Source organism: Bacteroides sp. NGMCC 1.200775 (genome assembly GCF_040798045.1).
Classification (GTDB): Bacteria; Bacteroidota; Bacteroidia; order Bacteroidales; family Bacteroidaceae; genus Bacteroides; species Bacteroides hominis.
Genome location: NZ_JASCQK010000002.1, coordinates 46,325 through 69,317 on the forward strand (window position 1 = coordinate 46,325; position 22,993 = coordinate 69,317).

Consider the following 22,993-nt stretch of genomic DNA (forward strand, 5'->3'; position numbering starts at 1 on the left):
CTTACGAAAACCTCTGTATCTTCCGTGACGGATAAAATTCGCAGCTCATTTAACTCCTAAATTTATGGCAGACAACAATAGTATATTAGAAAAACTCGACGGTCTTGTTGCCCGTTTCGAAGAGGTGTCTACCCTTATTACCGACCCGGCAGTGATTGCCGACCAGAAACGATACGTAAAATTAACCAAAGAATACAAGGATCTGGACGATTTGATGAAAGCCCGTAAAGAGTACATGCAACTGCTGGCCAACATTGAAGAAGCTAAAGACATTCTCTCAAACGAGTCGGATACCGATATGAGAGAAATGGCCAAAGAGGAAATGGACAACAGCCAGGAACGCCTTCCGGTATTGGAAGAGGAAATCAAACTGTTACTGGTACCGGCCGATCCTCAGGACGGTAAAAATGCCATTCTTGAAATTCGCGGAGGTACAGGTGGAGACGAAGCCGCCATCTTTGCAGGCGACCTTTTCCGGATGTACGCCAAATTTTGTGAAACGAAAGGTTGGAAGATGGAAGTATCCAGCGCCAATGAAGGTGCTGCCGGCGGATATAAGGAAATCATTTGCAGTGTTACCGGCGATAATGTATATGGCACATTAAAATACGAATCGGGTGTACACCGCGTTCAACGCGTGCCGGCAACAGAAACCCAGGGACGCGTGCATACCTCGGCAGCCTCGGTAGCTGTACTTCCCGAAGCGGAAGAGTTTGATGTAGTGATCAACGAAGGTGAAATCAAATGGGATACTTTCCGTTCGGGAGGTGCCGGCGGACAAAACGTAAACAAAGTTGAATCGGGCGTCCGCTTACGTTACATCTGGAAGAATCCCAATACGGGAGTAGCAGAGGAAATCCTGATCGAATGTACTGAAACCCGCGACCAACCTAAAAATAAAGAACGTGCTTTGGCGCGCCTTCGTACGTTTATCTACGACAAGGAACATCAGAAGTATATCGACGACATCGCATCCAAACGTAAGACAATGGTTTCGACGGGCGACCGTTCGGCCAAAATCCGTACTTATAACTATCCCCAAGGACGTATAACCGACCATCGCATCAATTATACCATCTATAACCTGGCCGCCTTCATGGACGGAGATATTCAGGAATGCATCGATAAGTTGACTGTGGCCGAAAATGCTGAACGTCTGAAAGAGAGTGAATTGTAACGAGAAGGCAACTTCAATCGTAAATCGTAAATTTGTAAATAAAGAAAGATGAACAAGCAACAATTATTTGAAAACATCAAACGCAAAAAATCATTTCTTTGCGTAGGACTCGACACAGATATTAAAAAGATACCCGATCATCTGTTGGATGATCCGGATCCCATCTTCGCTTTCAATAAAGCAATCGTTGATGCAACAGCAGACTATTGCATCGCTTATAAACCTAATCTGGCTTTCTATGAGAGCATGGGCGTAAAAGGATGGATTGCTTTCGAAAAAACTGTAAATTACATCAAAGAAAATTATCCCGACCAGTTTATCATTGCTGACGCCAAACGCGGTGATATCGGAAATACTTCAGCAATGTACGCCCGCACCTTCTTCGAAGAACTCGACATCGACTCTGTCACTGTAGCTCCTTATATGGGAGAGGACAGCGTTACTCCGTTCTTATCTTACGAAGGGAAATGGGTAATTCTGCTGGCTCTGACTTCAAACAAAGGCTCACACGACTTCCAACTGACGGAAGATGCCAACGGCGAACGCCTTTTCGAGAAAGTATTAAAAAAATCACAGAAATGGGCCAATGATGAACAGATGATGTACGTTGTGGGCGCTACTCAGGGACGTGCTTTCGAAGACATCCGTAAGATTGTCCCCAATCACTTCCTTCTGGTTCCGGGTATCGGCGCTCAGGGAGGTTCTCTTGAAGAAGTATGCAAATATGGCATGAACAGTACCTGTGGACTCATTGTGAATTCCTCCCGCGGAATTATTTATGTAGATAAGACCGAAAATTTTGCCGCTGCCGCCCGTGCCGCTGCCAAAGAAGTGCAAGAGCAAATGGCAGAACAGCTGAAAGCTATCTTATAATGCCTCACGAACGGAAGATAATCAACGATCCGGTATTCGGGTTCATCAACATACCAAAGGGGTTGCTGTACGACATCGTACGGCATCCCCTTTTGCAGCGTTTAAACCGCATCAAGCAAGTAGGGCTTTCATCCGTAGTCTATCCCGGTGCACAGCACACCCGGTTCCAGCACTCTCTGGGAGCTTTCCACCTGATGAGCGAAGCTATCACGCAACTGGCCTCCAAAGGGAACTTCATATTCGACAGTGAAGCCGAAGCCGTACAGGCAGCCATCCTTCTGCACGACATCGGCCACGGGCCTTTTTCGCATGTTCTTGAAGACACCATTGTCAAAGGAGTATCCCATGAAGAAATCTCCCTGATGCTGATGGAACGGATGAACAAGGAGCTGAACGGACAACTTAGTTTAGCCATTCAGATATTCAAAGACGAATATCCCAAACGCTTCTTGCACCAATTAGTCAGCGGACAACTGGATATGGACCGTCTGGATTACTTGCGCCGTGACAGTTTCTATACCGGAGTTTCGGAAGGCAATATAGGTTCGGCACGCATCATCAAAATGCTCGACGTAGCAGACGACCATCTGGTAGTGGAGTCCAAAGGAATCTATTCCATAGAAAACTTCCTTACAGCACGGCGACTGATGTACTGGCAGGTTTACCTGCACAAAACGTCAGTGGCCTATGAACGGATGCTGATCAGTGCCCTGTTACGTGCCAAGGAACTGGCTTCGCAAGGAGTGGAACTGTTTGCCTCGCCGGCGCTGAAATTCTTCCTGTACAACCACATCGACCCGGAAGTATTTTACAATAACCCTGACTGTCTGGAAAACTTCATTCAGTTGGACGATAATGATATCTGGACGGCTCTTAAAGTATGGAGCACCCATACGGATAAGGTTTTATCAACATTAAGCCTGGGTATGATTAATCGTAACATATTCAAGGTTGAGATATGCGCTGAACCTATCAGTGAAGAGCGAAAAAAAGAATTGACTTTGCAGATCAGCCAACAATTAGGCATCACTCTTTCCGAAGCAGACTATTTTGTCTCTACCCCCAGTATCGAAAAGAACATGTACGATTCGGCAGATGACAGCATTGATATTATTTACAAAGACGGAACAATAAAAAATATTGCAGAAGCATCGGACATGCTAAACATTTCATTGCTTTCTAAAAAGGTAAAGAAATACTATATCTGCTACTTGCGTTGGGATAGATAAGTATAAAATATTCATCAAAGAGTAAGGATATATAAAAAAAAAGTCCGTTATTTGCGTACTAATTAAATTTTAAAGTAAGATTATGGAGTTCTCGGCTAAGCAAATTGCAGCATTTATCCAAGGGGAAATTATAGGTGACGAAAACGCTACTGTACATACATTCGCAAAGATAGAAGAAGGAATACCGGGCGCTATCTCTTTCCTTTCTAATCCGAAATATACACCTTATATATATGAGACCGAAGCTAGCATTGTATTGGTGAACAAAGATTTTACTCCCGAACAAGAAGTAAAAGCAACATTAATCAAAGTAGACAATGCTTACGAGAGCCTTGCCAAACTGCTCAATCTATATGAGATGAGCAAACCCAAAAGAACCGGTATCGACCCACGTGCCTATGTAGCGGAAACCGCTAAAATAGGAAAAGACGTATATATAGCTCCTTTCGCCTGCATAGGCGACCATGCGGAAGTAGGAGATAATACGGTTATTCATCCGCATGCCACTGTAGGCGGTGGTGCCAAAATAGGCAGTAATTGTATCCTATATGCCAATGCAACAGTATATCATGATTGCCGGGTAGGAAACAATTGTATCCTGCACGCAGGATGTGTGATCGGAGCAGACGGCTTCGGTTTCGCTCCTACCCCGCAAGGATACGAAAAAATTCCTCAAATCGGTATCGTCATTCTTGAAGATAATGTAGAAGTCGGAGCCAATACCTGCATAGACCGCGCAACCATGGGAGCGACCGTGATTCATAGCGGAGTGAAATTAGATAATCTGATCCAGATAGCTCACAACGACGAAATAGGTTCGCATACCGTAATGGCTGCCCAAGTGGGTATCGCAGGTTCTACCAAGGTAGGCGAATGGTGTATGTTCGGCGGACAAGTAGGTATTGCCGGACATCTCAAAATAGGCAACCAAGTAAATCTGGGAGCTCAATCGGGTGTACCGGGGAATATAAAATCCGGTAGCCAACTTATCGGAACTCCTCCTATGGAGCTAAAACAATACTTCAAAGCATCCATCGCACAAAAAAGCCTTCCGGAGATGCAGATCGAATTACGCAATCTCCGCAAAGAAATAGAAGAATTAAAACAACAATTAAATAAGTAACCAATGCTGAAACAAAAAACTCTGAAAGATAGCTTTTCACTGAGAGGAAAAGGTCTTCACACTGGACTTGACCTGACTGTTACGTTTAACCCTGCCCCGGATAACCATGGCTACAAAATACAGCGCACGGATCTGGAAGGGCAACCCATTATCGATGCCGTAGCTGATAATGTAGTTGAAACGACAAGAGGAACCGTGCTGTCAAAAAATGGAGTAAAAGTAAGCACAGTTGAACATGGAATGGCAGCCCTCTATGCTTTGGGCATCGACAACTGCCTGATCCAGGTTAACGGACCGGAATTTCCGATTCTGGACGGAAGTGCACAATATTATGTACAAGAAATAGAGAGAGTAGGAACCGAGGAGCAAAATGCTGTTAAGGATTTCTATATCATTAAATCAAAAATAGAGTTTCGTGACGAGGAGACAGGTTCATCCATCATTGTATTACCCGATGAGAATTTCAGCCTGAACGTACTGGTTTCTTACGATTCGACCATCATCCCGAACCAGTTTGCAACACTGGAGGATATGAAGAAATTCAAAGAAGAGATCGCCCCCAGCCGTACCTTTGTATTTGTACGTGAAATCGAACCTCTGTTATCAGCCGGACTTATCAAAGGAGGCGATCTGGACAATGCCATCGTTATTTACGAACGCGAAATGTCGCAAGAGAATTATGATAAGTTAGCCGATATTATGGGTGTTCCCCATATGGATGCCAAACTACTGGGATATATCAACCATAAACCGTTGGTATGGCCCAACGAGTGTGCCCGCCATAAGTTACTGGACGTAATCGGAGACCTTGCTTTGATTGGTAAACCGATTAAAGGAAGAATCATCGCTACACGCCCGGGACATACCATCAATAACAAATTCGCACGTCAGATGCGTAAAGAAATCCGCCTGCATGAGATACAGGCACCGACCTATGACTGTAACCGAGCTCCGATTATGGACGTAAACCGTATCCGTGAGCTACTTCCTCATCGCTATCCGTTCCAGTTGGTGGATAAGGTGATCGAAATTGGTGCCAACTACATCGTAGGTGTTAAAAACGTAACCTCCAACGAGCCCTTCTTTCAGGGACATTTTCCTCAGGAACCTGTAATGCCCGGTGTATTGCAAATAGAAGCAATGGCCCAAATCGGCGGACTACTCGTTTTAAACTCAGTAGACGAACCGGAGCGTTATTCTACTTATTTCATGAAAATCGATGGAGTGAAGTTCCGTCAGAAAGTAGTACCGGGTGACACCCTGATCTTCCGCGTAGAGTTGTTGGCTCCTATCCGCCGGGGAATCTCGACGATGAAAGGCTATGCTTTCGTTGGCGAAAAAGTAGTCTGTGAATGCGAATTCATGGCACAAATAGTAAAAAACAAATAATTTATAAGCATGATAAGTCCCTTAGCGTATATTCATCCCGAAGCAAAAATCGGTGAAAACGTAGAGATTGCTCCGTTTGTTTACATTGATAGAAATGTAGTCATCGGAGATAACAATAAAATTATGGCTAATGCCAACATCCTGTACGGTTCACGTATCGGAAACGGAAATACAATCTTCCCGGGAGCCGTTATCGGAGCAATTCCCCAGGATTTGAAATTCAAGGGTGAAGAGAGCACAGCCGAAATAGGTGATAATAACCTGATTCGTGAAAATGTGACCATCAACCGGGGTACAGCTGCCAAAGGCAGAACCATTGTAGGCAATAATAACCTGCTGATGGAAGGTGTCCATGTAGCTCACGACGCATTGATCGGTAACGGCTGTATCATTGGTAATTCTACCAAAATGGCCGGTGAAATCGTTATTGACGATAATGCCATCATCAGTGCAAATGTATTGATGCACCAGTTTTGCCGGGTAGGCGGATACGTGATGATCCAGGGAGGTTGTCGTTTCAGCAAAGATATTCCCCCATACATCATAGCCGGTCGCGAACCCATCGCTTATAGTGGAATCAACATCATCGGACTCCGTCGTCGTGGTTTTTCAAATGAAGTTATTGAGAATATTCATAATGCATACCGCATCATTTACCAAAGCGGACTCAACACATCGGACGCCCTTGCAAAGGTTGAATCAGAAATACCCGCCAGTCCCGAAATAGAATATATCGTTGATTTTATTCGTAACTCGGACCGGGGAATCATCAGGTAAATAAATAGAAATCAATAAGAAAAAGGAGGATGCCCGGAAAGCATCCTCCTTTTTTGTGGAATAAACCCAGCCATCTTATTTGCAATCTTTCGGTTTTTTATTACTTTTACGCCATCAATAAAACAGTAACAACTATGATATACAGATTTACCATTATATCTGATGAGGTTGACGATTTCGTCAGAGAGATACAGATTGACCCGGAAGCTACTTTCTTCGATTTTCACGAAGCTATCTTGAAAGCAGCGGGTTACACGAATGACCAGATGACTTCTTTCTTTATCTGCGATGACGATTGGGAAAAAGAGAAAGAAATTACTCTGGAGGAAATGGACAATAATCCGGAAATGGACAGCTGGATAATGAAAGAAACCCGCCTCAACGAACTGATTGAAGACGAAAAACAAAAACTGCTCTATGTATTCGACTACATGACGGAACGTTGTTTCTTTATCGAATTATCCGAAATCATCACCGGAAAAGAAATAAAAGGTGCCAAATGCACCAAAAAGTCAGGTGAAGCTCCTAAGCAAACAGTAGATTTCGAAGAGATGGCTGCCGCAGGAGGCTCACTCGACTTAGATGAGAATTTCTATGGTGATCAGGACTTCGACATGGAAGATTTTGATGCAGAAGGATTTGATGTTAACGATGGTGCATCCGGTGGTGGAGGTTCATACGACGAAGATAAATTTTGAATAATATGCCCATGTGACAATACACCTGCCGACCACGTTATCATATTGCATAGCAGCCGACATATTGTCACATGGACACATTATCACATTACTAATCGTTATGACTACCAAAACTTTAATCGTACTTATAGGGCCTACAGGCGTAGGAAAAACGGAGTTAAGCCTCCGTATAGCAGAACATTTCAAGACGAGTATCATTTCGTCTGATTCCCGGCAGTTATACGCCGAACTTAAGATAGGAACAGCAGCTCCAACCCCGGAGCAATTAAAACGGGTTCCACATTATTTTGTAGGTACTTTGCAACTCACCGATTATTACAGTGCCGCCCAATATGAGACGGAGGTAATGTCTCTCCTTGAACTTTTATTCAAACAGCATGATGTCGTTCTCCTCACAGGAGGTTCTATGATGTATGTAGATGCCATCTGTAAAGGTATTGACGATATACCGACCGTGGATACGGAAACCCGCGAACTTCTGCTACATAAATACGAAACAGAAGGACTGGATAATCTCTGTGCCGAACTGAAATTGCTGGACCCGGAATATTATAAAATTGTAGATTTAAAGAATCCCAAACGAGTCATTCACGCATTGGAAATCTGCTACATGACAGGAAAGACTTATACCTCCTTCCGCACCCAACAAAAAAAAGAACGTCCTTTTCATATTCTGAAAATAGGATTGACTCGGGATCGTACCGAACTGTATGACCGTATCAACCGCCGCGTAGACCAAATGATGGAAGAAGGCTTACTGGAAGAAGCACGTTCTGTATATACCCACCGAAATCTAAACTCTTTGAATACTGTTGGTTATAAAGAGATATTCAAATATCTGGATGGAGAATGGGAACTACCTTTTGCCATTGAAAAGATAAAGCAAAACTCACGTATCTATTCACGCAAACAAATGACTTGGTTTAAGCGGGATAAAGAAATCCAATGGTTCCATCCTGAACAAGAGATAGAAATACTATCGCACCTCCACTCTCAATTAGATACTTATAAATAGCAGATATATTCTTAAAGAATAGAGAAAAGAAGCCGAATAAAAAAAGAGCAAAGCAAGTGTTATTATAAAAAAATTAATATATTTACCAACATAGATAATAATATTAATCTTTTAAAGTTAACACTATGCAAAAACGCGGTATCGCAGCTACTGCTTTGTGCGCAATCACTACAATTGAGTTTAATCTTAAAAACCAAAAGCAGGATATAATTTTAGCCAATATTGAGGCACTGGCACAAACTGAATTTGATTATAATAATGGTGCTGAAAGAAGAATAATGGACTCTTTCCAAAGTGAGCCTGTTTATCAAGTAGATGTAAACGGAAACAAAACTATAGAAACAATTTTTGTTTATACGGAAACGAGTTGTTATGGCAGCGGTATAATCGCATGCGAATATGATTTTAGTGCAGACATTAGTCAAAGACCTCTTTAATATGAAAAAAAAGATATTTTTCTCCGGCTTCCTATTGATGACAATGTTCTGTGGATGTATGACCCAGAATGAAATAACAAGCTCGATTGCAGAGTTAGAAACAGTAGAGAAATCAGTGAATGACACTCTTTTTCTACAAAATCCGCAGGTCTTCTGCCTGGAAACAAAAGACAATGCATTGATAAAACGCATTAATCGGGTAATAGAGTGGAAAAACACCTATTATATTTTAGATAAATCCATGAAGCAAGTGTTGGCTTTCAATGACAAAGGCAAACATCTATTTACCATACACCGTGTAGGAGCAGGTAAAGGAGAATATGGAAGCATACTGGATATAGCCATAGACAGGCAAAATGAAAATTTAGTATTCTTAGCCGACCCGACCTCACTGATATATTATGACTTGCAAGGGAACTTTATCAGAACTACAAAACTACCAGGACACTATCATTCAATAGCTATTGATAACAGAATGATATACTTAGAAAATGCCACACTTATTAATAATCAGTTATCCACATCATCCATCACAGTAATAGCCCCGAACGATCAAAAGACTGAATTATTAAAACCACTCCGAGAAATAGCTCCTTATTGTTTTATCGGAGGACATCAACTGGGCGGAACAGCTCCTGTTGTATTTACCAGAAAGTTCGATGATACGATCTATCAACTGGAAGACGGGAAAATAAGTCCTTACTACTCCTTCAATTTTATGAATGAAAGCTTTCCGGAAGCAGCCAAAGACAAAGAATACACCTGCCGCGAACTTAATAAGTTCACATGGGACCGATATGTATATTTAATGACTAATGTGGCAAATGCTCCCCAGTATTTAATGTTCAGAGCGAATCTACTCGGTATATATGTGTTTGATAAAAATCAAAACAAATTATCGAAATACAACAAGGTATACAATACGGAATACCAAGCAAACCTGCACCAATACATACCGGTAGAAGGAGCCAACAACCGCGTATTCTTCACAGTTTCTCCCACAACGCTGTTCAGCCTCAAAACTATAGTAGACAATCATCCATCGTTCAAAAACAAAATGTCCGATAAACTATATAAATTGACAGAATCATTGGATAGTGACTCTAATCCGGTGATTTTTAGCTATCAGGTAAAATAAACCGCATCCCACCCCCCACCGATTGAGGGTGTGTCGCTGTGATGAGTTATGACACACTCTCAGTCGGTGGCAGCAAAAATTTTATCTTTTTTATTTCTCCAGACCGTCTAAATCAATCTCTACGATCACATCTGTTCCTTTGCCTGGAACAGAACTTAGAGTCAGAACTCCTTTCAGGTTTTCCACACGTTCCTTTATGATAACCAGACCAATTCCCAACTTTCCGGTTTGTTGTTCAAAACCTTTGCCATTGTCAGCTATTGTCAACTTTATCCTGTTTCCTTCCCGAACAAGAATAATCTCAATATGGGTGGCCTGCGCATGTTTCAGTGCATTGCTTGTAGCTTCCTGTACAATTCGGTAAATCTCCAATGCCACTTTCTGCGATAAATGGTCGAATCCCTCCTCCGGTTCAAGCGCCAAAGTCAGCTCGGTCTGTCCCGGTTGATTACGCTGACAGACATAATCCTGAAGAATCTCCGACAGGGAAGCATACTTAAAGACAGGCGGCATCAAATCATGTGAAATTCCCCGCACTTCGGTTTGCAAAGCCTGCAATGTATCCAAAACCTCTTCCCTACTACTCGTCCCGTCAGCAATTTTCATTTTAATAGCCAGTAATTCGTTCGAAACATTATCATGGAGCTCTTTAGCCAAACGGTTTCGCTCTACCTCCAGGCCCTCAAGATAATACTGCACTTTACGCTGTTGTGCCTCATGCACCAAGGCTTGAAATTCGCGTTCCCTCTCCTCCAGCTTCGCCTTCTGCAATTCGACTGTCAATTCCGTTTCCTGCTGTTTCAGTTTGGCAATCTGCAACATCCCCTCATGAATACGCTGACGGGAACGATAACGTATCAGCAACAAAACAATCGTAATCAACGCCAATACAATCAGGGTGACAGAGAGAATATTAATCCACTTGTTCTTTTCATTGATAGCCGTAAGCTGCTTCACCACCCTCTCTTTTTCGTCCAGACTATATTGTGTCCGTAACTTCTGAATAGTCTTACTACTGTTTTTATCAAACAACCGGGTTTCATATTTCAATGAATTGCGGGCAGCCTCCAGAGCTTTATTATAAAGCTCCTGTTTCTCGTACACCTTGGCCAATAAGGTATAGAAATCAATCAAAGAGTGATAATAATCCACCTCCTGTTCTTCATTCATTTTTTTCAGTTCATGCAATCCATCCTGCAGATGCCTCTCGGCCAATTCATAATCCGCCTGATAATAGGCAATCACCCCCGAAACATAGCTAAGTGACACGTTTGCATCGATCTTTTTAGGATTCATCAGTTTTTTACCCGTTTCAAAACATTGTTCCGCTTCCTTTATCTTACCGGCTTCACTATAGACAACTGCCTGATGCAAATAATTATCGGATATCACATAGCCCACATCATATGGATTCTCGGTTGATGTGTATACTTCGAAAGCTTCCTGATTATATTTTGTCACAGAGTCCAATAAATCCATCCGGTGTTCATTTTGATATAAAGCATAGAAATACTTTGCTTTTAGGGTCCATTTCAATATCTGCTGAAAAGGGAAGTCTACCGGTAAATCCTTCATTGCTTCCGACAATTCATTTAATCCCTCATCATCTTGCCACATCGAATAAATGATAGAAAGATCATAATAAATCTCCGTTAAGATTGCCGGCTTCACCGCATTGCGATTAAAATACTCGGCAGCCTGATAATAATTTTCATGCGCTTTTTCCATCAGGTTCTTATTCGAATAATAGATTCCGGCAATATAGTGCATCATACCGGCAATGTTATTGTTTTCAAACTTTCCCTTGTTCATAAAAGCACTATCCAGATAGTTTTTAGCCTCAGCCATGTGCCCAAGTTGATTTTCGAACATAGCTACAATGGAATAAAGACGGGTAACGACCGCTTTATCCTCCACCTCTTTCGCTTCCGGAATCAATTGCTTCAGCACAGCGATCTGATGTTCCCGCGAAAGATGTTCGATATCCCCGGTCATGTAATAACGTTCCATCAAAGGAATCTTTTTATTTTTCATCAGATTCATAATCGAATCATACTGTGCGGCATCATCTTGTGCATCGGCCGCTACAACGTAGCAAAATAAAAATAAGAAAACAGATAGTAGTTTCTTCATAAGTAAATAATAATTAAAGTGTAATACTCTGACATTTTCTTCTGTCACTCTGCCAACCGAAGGTTAAGCCTTGTGTTAGTCACAAAAGTACAAATAATATAATTGGAGCAAATTAAAATCAAACATAATTTCAATAAACAAATATGCCGATAGAGTCTGCACATGTCCCTTTGCAGTCTCTATCGGCATATCCGTTTATTGGAATGATATCAATAACAATTATTTTAGTCTTCCGGATTCATGGTAGAAAAAGAAAGCTTATTTAAATCATTCGTTTTTTTTCCTTTCAACGTAATCAAAATAACACCATGTTCGGCCTTAGCTCCATAGATCTTTACAGATTCTTTGTCTTTCAGCACACTGATCGACTCAATCATATCCGGATTGATTGCCTCCATTTGTTCGCCGGTTATCTCTTTTCCATCTACCATAATCAGCGGTTGAGGCTGAAAATCGGTCTGCCTGGTTGCAAACAGAGACAATCCACTTCTTTTCAATCCATCCGAGATAGTAAGTGCATTCGGAACAGATACCGTATCCAACTGCGAAACTTCAATGACCATCTTCGCCGGAACATCCTTTTTCACGGTGTCCACTGCTACTCCGATCTTTTTTTCCGGCACTTTTTTCTCCACTATTTGCTTTAAATCATTAACTTTGACGACCGAAATTTCTTCCATCTTACCAGAAATTTCAGGACGTGCAAATGCAGTCACAGCAATGGCGGCCAAAGGAAGTACATACAAATACTTCAATCGTGCCCAAGGATTTGATTTTTCTTTTAACATCATAGTGATACGTTTTTTAAGTTTACTGTGATTAAAGCTGTTGGCCATAGAGTAGAGCCTTGTGCCAACAGCTTTCTTTATCAGTAATAACTGATATTGCTTAGCATTGACACCTTCCCTTATCACCGTTTCATCAGCCTCGTACTCATGTATATTCTGCAGTTCCTGCTTCAACAGCCAGGAAGCCGGATTAAACCATTGAAAGAAAATACAGATATCCGCAATCAGTAAATCGACAGAATGCCGGTTACAGATATGAGCCGTTTCATGGATTAGTATTTCTCGACCGTCTTCTTCTAAATCTTTCTTAGAAATAACAATGTATTTCATCCAGCTAAAAGGAGAAATTTTGCTCTGATGGGTCACTAAAGTTATTCCATTTTCCATCTTTTCTTTCTTGCCCGACCTCAACAATGCCAGCAAACGGCTCAGGGAATAAAGATGGCGGCACACCAAAAAGAGGATGCCTGATAAATAGATTATCAAAATGATCTGAATGCCCGATACGGATCCCCCTTCTGCCTGTGCCACCCCAGATGCCGGCATATCCGCCATCATCAATAGTTGTTCGATAGTAAGCATCGTCTGATGCATTTCTGTCTGTTGGGTAGTAGTCAGTTGAATCAGAGGCAGCAACAGTGAAAGCAGCAAAAGAGCCAACAGAGCAATTCGGTTGAACCGGTGAAACGTCTCCTTGCTCAGCAATAAACGATAAAACAGATAAAAAATCGCCAAACAAACAGATGACTTCAGTATATAGACAAAAAAAACTCCCATACTATTCAATTATTAAAAATCCGGTTTCTACCCCATTTTAGTCCTCATTTCCCCGTTCTACCTCCTGAATCAGTTTTTTGAGATCATCGAGTGAAATATCTTCTTCCTTCACCAGTGACGAAACGGCACTGAGATATGAATTATTGAAATATTTACTAATCACACTCTTCAACGTGCGTTTACTAAAGTCGGACTCACTGACAACCGCATAATATTGGTAAGTATTACCATAAGTATGGTGTGCCAGAAAACCTTTCTCCTCCAATCCACGCACAATAGTAGACAAGGTATTGAAATGTGGCTTCGGCTCATCATAGAATGCCAACATTTCTTTCACAAACAAAGGACCTTTCTCCCAGAAAAATCCCATAATTTCCTCTTCTTTTGCTGTTAATCCTTTCATAACTTTTCTTCTTTTGCATGCAAATAACGAAAAGATTTAGTTCAAAAACTAATTTTAGCAGTTAATTAAAACTAAAGGGTTACCCGATAAATGCGTAACTGAACCAGCATTTAAATGGAATTGATAATCAAAAGATTATATTTACCTGAATTTCGCTCCCGATGTAAAGCCATTTACCCGGGCATGTAAAAGCGTTTACCTCAGCATGTAAAGCCATTTACCTCGGCATGTAAAAGCATTTACCCCGGCTGGTAAACGGAACCGGCATTCAAGGTTACGGATGTCCACACTTGGAGTTAGCGTCAAGACGACAACGCGTTCTTCGGATAAACCAGATTTTGGCAATGCATGAGAAAAACCACACATTTGCCCGGATGAACCGAAATTATCATGTACCTTTGTACCTCTGTTATAGAATTACTTGATTATGAACCTGAATACTCCGGTAGAAATTCCATCTGGATTCATCCCCATCCACCATGCACAGCGACTGCTGATAATGGGTTCCTGTTTTGCAGAAAACATCGGAACCTTACTTGCTGAAAATAAGTTCCAAGTAGATATCAATCCTTTCGGTATCCTATACAACCCATTGTCCATCTCAATGGCCTTGCGTGAAATCATTCGTAAAAGGCTGTATGAAGAATCCGACCTTTTCTCGTATCGTGAGTACTGGCACAGTCCAATGCATCACGGCTCTTTCTCCGCAGCCACTCCGGAAGAAGTTGTACGGAATATACGGGTCCGCCTGGAGCAAGCACACAAAGAAGTGAAACAACTTGACTGGCTCATGCTGACCTTCGGCACCGCATACGTATATGAACAAAAAAAGACAGGGAAGGTAGTAGCCAATTGTCACAAATTGCCTGAAAAGGATTTCGTACGCCGTCGTCTGGAGACCGATGAGATAACAGAAGACTATATCCAGTTACTGGACGAACTGATTTCACTGAATCCAAAGATCAAAATATTGTTCACAGTCAGCCCCATCCGTCACGTACGCGACGGAATGCACGCCAATCAACTCAGCAAAAGTGTATTGCTCCTTGCCATCGACCGGCTGATGCAACGTTACCCACAAGCCACTTTTTACTTCCCTTCTTACGAAATAATATTGGACGAGCTCCGGGATTACCGTTTCTACGCAGATGACATGGTACATCCGTCGTCATTGGCCGTCAATTACCTCTGGGAACGCTTCTCGGAAACATTTTTCCGTCCCGAAACGCAAGCACTGATTAAGGAGTGCGCAACCATACGGAAAGCCATTGCACATAAACCTTTCCATCCCGAGTCAGAAGAGTATAAAAGATTTTTAGGACAAATTGTGTTAAAAATAGAACGACTTAACGAAAAATACCCGTACTTAGATTTCGAAAAAGAAACAAACATGTGCCGACTGGCGCTTCGATAAATGTGCAAATATGCCAATGCTTTATTATTATGTCATATACAATTGAATCAATCGTTGAAAAAACAGGTGCACGGCGTCTGGGAAACAAGCCTGCTACCATCGACTGGCTACTGACAGACAGCCGTTCGTTATGCTTTCCGGAAGAGACCCTCTTTTTTGCCATTCCTACCAAAAGGAATAACGGCGCACGCTATATCCCTGATCTCTATGAACGGGGAGTCCGCAACTTTGTAGTAACAAGCGAGGATTTCAAGGGGCTCACCATGGATAGTGAACAGCTGAAAGTGACAATGGCTCAGGAATGCAATTTCCTTATTGTCTCCAATACTTTAAAGGCACTTCAGAAACTGTCCGAACAACATCGCGGCTCTTTCCAGATACCTGTAATCGGCATCACGGGCAGCAATGGAAAAACCATCGTCAAAGAATGGCTGCACCAACTGCTCAGTCCCGACCGGGTAATCGTACGTTCGCCACGCAGCTACAATTCACAGATCGGCGTACCGCTGTCCGTCTGGCAGATGAACGAAGAGTCCGAATTAGGTATCTTTGAAGCCGGTATTTCGGAAATGGGAGAGATGCGTCCATTACAGAATATGATCAAACCGACTATCGGTATCCTGACTAACATTGGCGGAGCACACCAGGAAAATTTCTTTTCATTGCAGGAGAAGTGCATGGAGAAACTGAGTTTGTTTAAAGACTGTGACGTCGTCATTTACAATGGTGACAACGAAATGATAAGCAATTGTGTCGGAAAGTCGATGCTGACCGCCCGTGAAATCGCATGGAGCATGAAGGATATCGAGCGTCCGCTCTACATCAGCAGGGTGGAGAAGAGAGAAGACCATACCGTCATCTCCTATCGCTATCTGGAGATGGACAATACATTCTGCATCCCCTTTATCGATGACGCTTCCATAGAGAACTCCCTGAATTGTCTGGCCGCATGCCTGTACCTGATGGTACCCGCCGACCAAATCACCGAACGTATGGCACGTCTTGAACCCGTAGCCATGCGCCTGGAAGTAAAAGACGGCAAGAACAACTGCATCCTGATCAATGACAGCTACAACTCAGATCTTGCTTCACTGGATATTGCTCTCGACTTCCTTTACCGCCGTTCACAATCAAAAGGTTTGAAACGTACTCTAATTCTCTCAGACATTCTGGAGACCGGGCAAAGCACAACAACGCTCTATCGCAAAGTAGCACAACTGGTTCATAGCCGGGGCATCGAGAAGATTATCGGCGTAGGAGCTGAAATCTCCTCGTGTGCATCGAAGTTTGATATAGAAAAATATTTCTTTCCCGACACAAAGGCACTTTTAGCATCAGATGTCATAAAGAAACTCAAAAATGAAATCATCCTGATAAAGGGTTCCCGCAACTTCAGTTTCGACCTCGTATCGGAGGAACTGGAACTGAAAGTGCACGAAACCATCCTGGAAGTCAATCTGGGTGCAATGGTAGCCAATCTGAATCATTATCGTTCGATGCTCAAACCGGAAACCAAAATGGTATGCATGGTGAAAGCATCGGCATATGGAGCCGGTTCATACGAAATAGCCAAAACCCTTCAAGAACATCACGCCGACTATCTGGCAGTAGCAGTAGCCGACGAAGGTTCCGATCTCCGCAAAGCCGGTATCACAGCTTCCATCATTATCATGGACCCGGAACTGACAGCGTTCAAAACCATGTTCGACTATAAACTGGAACCGGAAGTATATAACTTCCACCTGCTCGACGCACTGATTAAAGCTGCAGAAAAAGAAGGCATCACCAACTTCCCGATCCACGTAAAACTGGATACGGGCATGCATCGGCTCGGATTCGAAGAAAAAGATATCCCGCAACTGATTCGCCGGCTGAAGAATCAGAATGCCGTGATACCCCGTTCGGTCTTCTCACATTTCGTGGGAAGCGATTCGCCCCAATTCGACGCATTCACCCGTCAGCAAATCGAACGATACGAACATATGTCGACTGAGCTGCAAGAAGCATTTCCACATAAGATACTGCGCCATATCTGCAATACGGCGGGTATCGAACGTTTTCCCGGAGCACAATTCGATATGGTGCGGCTGGGCATCGGATTGTATGGTATCAGCCCCATTGACAATTCAGTCATCAACAACGTAAGCACACTGAAAACAACCATTCTCCAGATACGTGATGTAGCGGAGGAAGATACGGTAGGATATAGCCGCAAAGGACATCTGGTTCGTCCTTCGCGCATCGCTGCAATCCCCATCGGATATGCTGACGGTCTGAACCGCCATCTGGGATGCGGGCACGGTTATTGCCTCGTCAATGGTAAAAAAGCTCCATATGTGGGTAATATCTGCATGGATGTATGTATGATAGATGTGACGGATATCGATTGCAGAGAAGGTGACCAAGCCGTGATTTTCGGTGACGAGCTGCCCATTACCGTTCTTTCGGATACCCTTGACACCATTCCTTACGAGGTACTGACAGGTATCTCAACCCGGGTAAAGAGAGTATATTATCAGGATTAAACTCTTCCACGGATTCCTCTGGACACCACAAGTCCCCGGAATCCGGTAATTAAAAAGGGATAAACCATCAGGGGGCGCATTGAAAGTCTTTCCACCACAGGGGATACAGAGTAGCACAGAATATTCATATTGATAATCTATGATTTAAAATTTATTCTGCGCTACTATGTGTCCTTATGGCAAGTTTTGACATAGCCCCTCTTTTCGTTTTTATCGCTTCCGTTTTCGCTTTTATGATTCCGCTCCTTCTATTTTCATTCAAAAAAATCTATCTTTGCACAAACTAATACAATGATGTTATGACAAACCTGTTATTATTGGGATTTATGCCCAGCGGCTCCGAATGGATTATCATTTTGCTGGTTATTCTCCTGCTCTTTGGCGGAAAAAAAATTCCCGAACTGATGCGAGGTCTCGGCAAAGGAGTGAAAAGTTTTAAAGAAGGCGTAAATGAAGCCAAAGAAGAGATAAACAAAGCTAAGAACGAAATAGACGAACCTTCAGATACGGAGAAGAAAGATAAATAATTCTTTTGCTCTCTCCATCTTTATCTTTGCATAATGGCAGAAAACAAAGAGCTGACTTTTTGGGACCACCTGGACGAACTGCGCCGGGTACTTTTTCGGATGATTGCCGTTTGGTTTGTACTGGCTGTGGGATACTTCATAGCCATGCCTTATCTGTTCGACTCTGTGATTCTGGCACCCTGCCATAACAATTTTATCTTTTATGACCTTCTCCGCGAAATAGGGCATACATTCAATCTGACAGACGAATTCTTTACCCAAGACTTTAAAGTCAAATTGGTCACTATCAACCTGGCTGCCCCCTTCTTCATTCATATGTCCACTGCTTTCTGGATGTCGGTGGTCACTGCTATGCCCTATCTGTTCTTTGAAATCTGGCGTTTTATCAGTCCCGCTTTATATCCCAACGAACGAAAAGGAGTGCAAAAAGCACTTACCATCGGTACGGTTATGTTCTTTATCGGAGTCCTGCTGGGCTACTTCATGGTCTATCCTCTCACTCTACGCTTCTTATCCACTTACCAACTCAGTGCTGAAATCGAAAACCAGATTTCTCTGAATTCCTATATTGACAACTTTATGATGTTGGTATTATGTATGGGATTGGCTTTTGAACTTCCGCTATTGACATGGTTACTCTCTCTGTTAGGGTTGGTCAACAAATCGTTCCTTCGGAAATACAGGAGGCATGCCATCGTTGTAATTGTAATTGCCGCAGCTGTAATCACTCCTACCGGCGACCCTTTCACACTCAGTGTTGTCGCCATCCCGCTCTATTTGCTCTATGAAATGAGTATATTGATGATTAAAGACAAAAAAGCGGCCAGTTCATAGAGCTCTACGTTTTATTGCCAACCATCATCAGATGTTTCCATCTACATTTTTGTCCATCCGCATGAGATTCCGGGAATTATCATGTATTTTTGCTGTATGGAAAATGAAGTGAACGAATCTTTTGAGATCCTGCTTGCAGCTTGCCAGACCACAAACGACAATCTGGCAATGGCTTACAAACAGTTACGTGACCTGCTTGAACGATTGTGCCGGGCGCAAATGCAGGATGAAAGCCTTCAGATGACTGACCTCTCAGCACGTATCAGTTTCGTATCCGCACGAGCCGGCCTGACGGTTGTCGAACAAAACCGGCTGCACACTTTCCGGCTGACCTCGAATGCCATTCTTAACCGCAAGGAAGAACCGGTACGCGAAAAACTGCTGCGAGATATCAAGACACTTGCTTTCTTTATACGCAAACTTTATGAAATTGAGATTCCCAGTACGCTCTATCGCCTACTGCCTCGTACCGATGCAACTTATATCGTGGCTCCTCCGGCTAAGAAACAGGTAAAACGAATGCGTGTATGCTATCAATATGCAGACGAACAGTATCTTTATGTTATTCCGGTCGATGCGCTTGCCGATGAGTTTCTCCGGGTACGCTATAACGTTCCTCAAATCAACGAGGAATTTGCGCAGACTTGTGAAATTCTATGGCACCATGCCCAACTCAATTTGCTCGATGTAGCTATTGACGAAGCCGGCATTCTGACCCCTTCGTTCATTGTACTTGAACCGGACTATCTGATCGATATCAGTTCGTTAGCCGAATGCTTCCGCGATTACGGACATCATCCTGCCAACTATGTATTGGCACGCCTCCAGCCCATTGAGAACGCCCGTCCGCTACTTCTGGGAAACATTGCCAACCTTTTTCTTGACGAATGGATTCATGCTGAAGAGGAACCGGACTATAGAGAATGTATGCAGAAAGCTTTCCGCCGTTACCCGATTGAGCTGGCAGCCTGTGCCGACTTACGCGATAAGGAGAAAGAGCGTCAGTTCTTTGACGATTGCAAACTACACTTCGAACATATCCGGGAAGTGGTAAACGACACTTTCCATGCTCCGGGTTACGAATTGGACAAGAGGGACGCTGTGCTTGAACCTTCTTACATCTGTGAAGCACTCGGTCTGCAAGGACGACTGGATTATATGCAACGGGACATGTCGTCCTTCATCGAAATGAAATCCGGAAAAGCAGACGAATACTCTATCCGCAACAAAGTAGAACCGAAAGAAAACAATAAAGTACAGATGCTGCTTTACCAAGCAGTGCTGCAATATTCTATGGGGATGGATCATCACCGGGTAAAGGCTTACCTACTCTATACACGCTATCCCTTACTCTATCCGGCACGTCCGTCGTGGGCAATGGTACGCCGCGTCATCAATCTGCGCAACCGGATCGTATCCGATGAATACGGAATCCAGCTACGAAACAGCGTGGAATATACTGCTTTAAAACTCCAGGCCATACAGTCCGACGTACTTAATGAACGAGGATTATCCGGCCGTTTCTGGGAACAATATCTCCGCCCTTCCATCGATAACCTATCGCAGAAACTGGGTTCACTCACCTCGTTGGAACGGTCGTACTTCTTCGTACTCTATAATTTCATAACCAAGGAGTTATACACTTCCAAATCCGGAGATGTCGATTATGAAGGCCGCACCGGTGCAGCTGCCTTGTGGCTCTCCACTTTGGCAGAGAAATGCGAAGCCGGGGAAATTCTTTATGACCTGCACATCAAAGAAAACCATGCAGCGGACAAACATAAAGCACATATTCTTCTTTCACAAAAGAAGAACGAACCTTCGTCTGAAGAAACGAAAACATCTCCGGAAAAAAACGAGCCACAAGCCCTGCCTAATTTCCGCCAGGGAGATGCCATTGTTCTCTACGAGCGTAACGGAGATGAGGATAACGCTACTAACAAAATGGTATTCAAAGGCAATATCGAATTCATCACAGAAGAAGAGATAGGTATCCGCCTGCGCTCCACTCAGCGAAACAGTTCCGTACTTCCTCCGGACAGCCTTTACGCAATCGAACACGATACCATGGATACCACTTTCCGGAGCATGTATCAGGGACTGTCAGCTTTTGCTTCGGCAACAAAGGAACGGCGTGATCTATTGTTGGGACAACGTCCGCCCGAGTTTGACTCCGGACTGGACGGACACATTCTTTCCGCCACCGATGACTTCTCCCGGGTGACTCTGAAAGCACAGGCTGCCAAAGACTATTTCTTACTGGTAGGTCCTCCGGGAACCGGCAAAACTTCGTGTGCCCTGAAGAAAATGGTAGAAACCTTTCATAGGGAAGAACAGGCGCAAATACTTCTCCTTTCATATACTAACCGGGCTGTAGATGAAATCTGCAAAGCCCTTTCGTCTATCCACCCGAAAGTCGATTTTATCCGTGTGGGCAGCGAACTTTCATGTGATGAAGCCTATCGCGACCACTTGATTGAAAATGAACTATCACACTGCTTCCGCCGGTCCGAAGTAACCGAGCGCATCAGTCACTGCCGTATCTTTGTAGGGACAGTGGCCTCCATTTCCGGTAAGCCCGAACTCTTTCGCCTGAAAAAGTTCGATGTAGCCATCGTGGATGAAGCCACTCAAATTCTGGAGCCTCAACTGTTGGGCATCCTCTGTGCCCGCAGTGAAGATGGAGAAAATGCCATTGGCAAATTTATTCTGATCGGTGACCATAAGCAGCTACCTGCTGTCGTATTGCAAAATACCGGACAATCGGAGATTTATGATGAGGAGCTACGTGCTATCGGACTGAAAAACCTCAAAGATTCTCTCTTTGAGCGCCTCTATCGTACCGCACGTACATCATCAACCGATCTTCTCCCTTCTGTTTCCTCTTCATCACCCAAAGGACATCGCTCCTTCGATATGCTTTGCAAGCAGGGACGGATGCACCCCGAAGTGGCCCTTTTTGCCAACCGTGCTTTTTACGAAGGGCGGTTGATCCCGGTGGGACTTCCCCATCAGGTTGAAACCATAGAAGGAATGTCAAGAATAGTCTTCCTTCCTTCAGAAGCAGAACCACAAGGAGCTTCGGCAAAAGTCAACCACTCGGAAGCGTGTATCACAGCCCGGCTTGCAGCAGACATTTACCGGCAATATGCCGGGACTTTTGAAAGTACACGCACCTTAGGGATCATTACCCCTTACCGAAGCCAGATCGCTTTGATTAAAAAAGAAATTGCCATGTTGGGAATCCCGGAACTGAACTCAATTCTGGTAGATACCGTAGAACGTTTTCAGGGAAGCGAACGAGATGTCATCATCTATTCATTTTGTGTAAACTACCCCTACCAACTTCGCTTCCTCTCTAATCTGACAGAAGAAAATGGAGTCCTTATAGACCGGAAACTAAATGTCGCGCTGACCCGCGCACGCAAGCAAATGTTCATTACAGGAGTGCCCCGACTGCTTGAACAGAATCCAATTTATGACAGTTTGATAAAATTAATAAAACAGCGAGAGGCATTATCTTAATTTTGCAGTCCTTAGCTTTTATTCTTTCTTTCTGAACTTCGTTAACACCTCAGTATATCGCAAACCGCTATATTTGCACTACGTTTTTTTCATAGAGATTTAGATTTAAGGTTAGAAGAATTGTGGAAGTCGTGAGACTTCCCTTTTTTTCATCTTAAAGTTTGCTTTCTTTTTGAGCTAAAGCATAAAAAGAAAGTAAACCCAAAAAGCC

At 43.3% G+C, this 22,993-nt stretch carries 17 protein-coding genes and 1 pseudogene; 15 read left to right on the top strand and 3 right to left on the bottom strand.

Features of this window, described 5'->3' with window-relative positions:
* Positions 1–64: 64 nt before the first annotated feature.
* The 10 genes from prfA (at position 65) to QK890_RS06775 (ending at position 9,856) form a co-directional block, all read left to right on the top strand.
* Positions 65–1,177 carry a peptide chain release factor 1 gene (gene prfA / locus QK890_RS06730; protein ID WP_005775635.1) on the top strand — a complete coding sequence of 371 codons (1,113 nt, stop codon included), beginning with the start codon at positions 65–67 and terminating at the stop codon, positions 1,175–1,177.
* 48 nt (positions 1,178–1,225) lie between these two features.
* Positions 1,226–2,050, top strand: a complete 825-nt coding sequence (pyrF, locus tag QK890_RS06735) for an orotidine-5'-phosphate decarboxylase (protein ID WP_005775634.1) — start codon at positions 1,226–1,228, stop codon at positions 2,048–2,050.
* Entirely contained in the window at positions 2,050–3,279 is a 1,230-nt protein-coding gene (locus tag QK890_RS06740; protein WP_005775632.1) for an HD domain-containing protein, read from the top strand. Before pyrF ends, QK890_RS06740 begins: the two co-directional genes overlap by 1 nt.
* A gap of 82 nt (positions 3,280–3,361) precedes the next feature.
* A complete protein-coding gene (lpxD, locus tag QK890_RS06745; RefSeq protein ID WP_005775631.1) occupies positions 3,362–4,402 on the top strand; it encodes a UDP-3-O-(3-hydroxymyristoyl)glucosamine N-acyltransferase in 1,041 nt (346 codons plus the stop codon).
* A gap of 3 nt (positions 4,403–4,405) precedes the next feature.
* Positions 4,406–5,791, top strand: a complete 1,386-nt coding sequence (locus QK890_RS06750) for a bifunctional UDP-3-O-[3-hydroxymyristoyl] N-acetylglucosamine deacetylase/3-hydroxyacyl-ACP dehydratase (protein WP_005775630.1) — start codon at positions 4,406–4,408, stop codon at positions 5,789–5,791.
* Positions 5,792–5,800: 9 nt separating this feature from the next.
* The gene (gene lpxA, locus QK890_RS06755) at positions 5,801–6,568 is read left to right on the top strand and encodes an acyl-ACP--UDP-N-acetylglucosamine O-acyltransferase (RefSeq protein WP_005775629.1); all 768 of its coding nucleotides are present in this window, start codon (positions 5,801–5,803) and stop codon (positions 6,566–6,568) included.
* 134 nt (positions 6,569–6,702) lie between these two features.
* The gene (locus QK890_RS06760; RefSeq protein ID WP_005775628.1) at positions 6,703–7,266 is read left to right on the top strand and encodes a hypothetical protein; all 564 of its coding nucleotides are present in this window, start codon (positions 6,703–6,705) and stop codon (positions 7,264–7,266) included.
* Between the two features lie 100 nt (positions 7,267–7,366).
* A complete protein-coding gene (gene miaA / locus QK890_RS06765; protein ID WP_032537158.1) occupies positions 7,367–8,281 on the top strand; it encodes a tRNA (adenosine(37)-N6)-dimethylallyltransferase MiaA in 915 nt (304 codons plus the stop codon).
* Positions 8,282–8,406: 125 nt separating this feature from the next.
* The gene (locus QK890_RS06770) at positions 8,407–8,718 is read left to right on the top strand and encodes a hypothetical protein (protein ID WP_005775625.1); all 312 of its coding nucleotides are present in this window, start codon (positions 8,407–8,409) and stop codon (positions 8,716–8,718) included.
* Entirely contained in the window at positions 8,681–9,856 is a 1,176-nt protein-coding gene (locus QK890_RS06775; RefSeq protein ID WP_032537159.1) for a 6-bladed beta-propeller, read from the top strand. Before QK890_RS06770 ends, QK890_RS06775 begins: the two co-directional genes overlap by 38 nt.
* A 90-nt stretch (positions 9,857–9,946) precedes the next feature.
* Here the strand turns inward: QK890_RS06775 and QK890_RS06780 are convergent, their stop codons facing one another.
* The 3 genes and pseudogenes from QK890_RS06780 to QK890_RS06790 form a co-directional block, all read right to left on the bottom strand.
* The gene (locus QK890_RS06780) at positions 9,947–11,989 is read right to left on the bottom strand and encodes a sensor histidine kinase (protein ID WP_032537160.1); all 2,043 of its coding nucleotides are present in this window, start codon (positions 11,987–11,989) and stop codon (positions 9,947–9,949) included.
* A 202-nt stretch (positions 11,990–12,191) separates the two neighbouring features.
* Positions 12,192–13,554: pseudogene (locus QK890_RS06785) on the bottom strand (M56 family metallopeptidase); the annotation flags it as partial.
* Positions 13,555–13,591: 37 nt separating this feature from the next.
* A complete protein-coding gene (locus tag QK890_RS06790; RefSeq protein WP_032537162.1) occupies positions 13,592–13,957 on the bottom strand; it encodes a BlaI/MecI/CopY family transcriptional regulator in 366 nt (121 codons plus the stop codon).
* 427 nt (positions 13,958–14,384) lie between these two features.
* Between QK890_RS06790 and QK890_RS06795 the strand changes: the two genes are divergently transcribed.
* From QK890_RS06795 to QK890_RS06815, 5 genes are all read left to right on the top strand, one after another.
* A complete protein-coding gene (locus tag QK890_RS06795) occupies positions 14,385–15,371 on the top strand; it encodes a GSCFA domain-containing protein (protein WP_005818485.1) in 987 nt (328 codons plus the stop codon).
* A 29-nt stretch (positions 15,372–15,400) separates the two neighbouring features.
* On the top strand, positions 15,401–17,896 hold the full coding sequence (locus QK890_RS06800; protein ID WP_032537163.1) for a bifunctional UDP-N-acetylmuramoyl-tripeptide:D-alanyl-D-alanine ligase/alanine racemase: 2,496 nt from the start codon (positions 15,401–15,403) through the stop codon (positions 17,894–17,896).
* 299 nt (positions 17,897–18,195) lie between these two features.
* A complete protein-coding gene (locus QK890_RS06805) occupies positions 18,196–18,423 on the top strand; it encodes a twin-arginine translocase TatA/TatE family subunit (protein ID WP_005775616.1) in 228 nt (75 codons plus the stop codon).
* A gap of 33 nt (positions 18,424–18,456) precedes the next feature.
* Positions 18,457–19,257, top strand: a complete 801-nt coding sequence (tatC, locus tag QK890_RS06810) for a twin-arginine translocase subunit TatC (RefSeq protein WP_367627266.1) — start codon at positions 18,457–18,459, stop codon at positions 19,255–19,257.
* 81 nt (positions 19,258–19,338) lie between these two features.
* On the top strand, positions 19,339–22,782 hold the full coding sequence (locus QK890_RS06815) for an AAA domain-containing protein (protein ID WP_080594379.1): 3,444 nt from the start codon (positions 19,339–19,341) through the stop codon (positions 22,780–22,782).
* Positions 22,783–22,993: the final 211 nt, after the last annotated feature.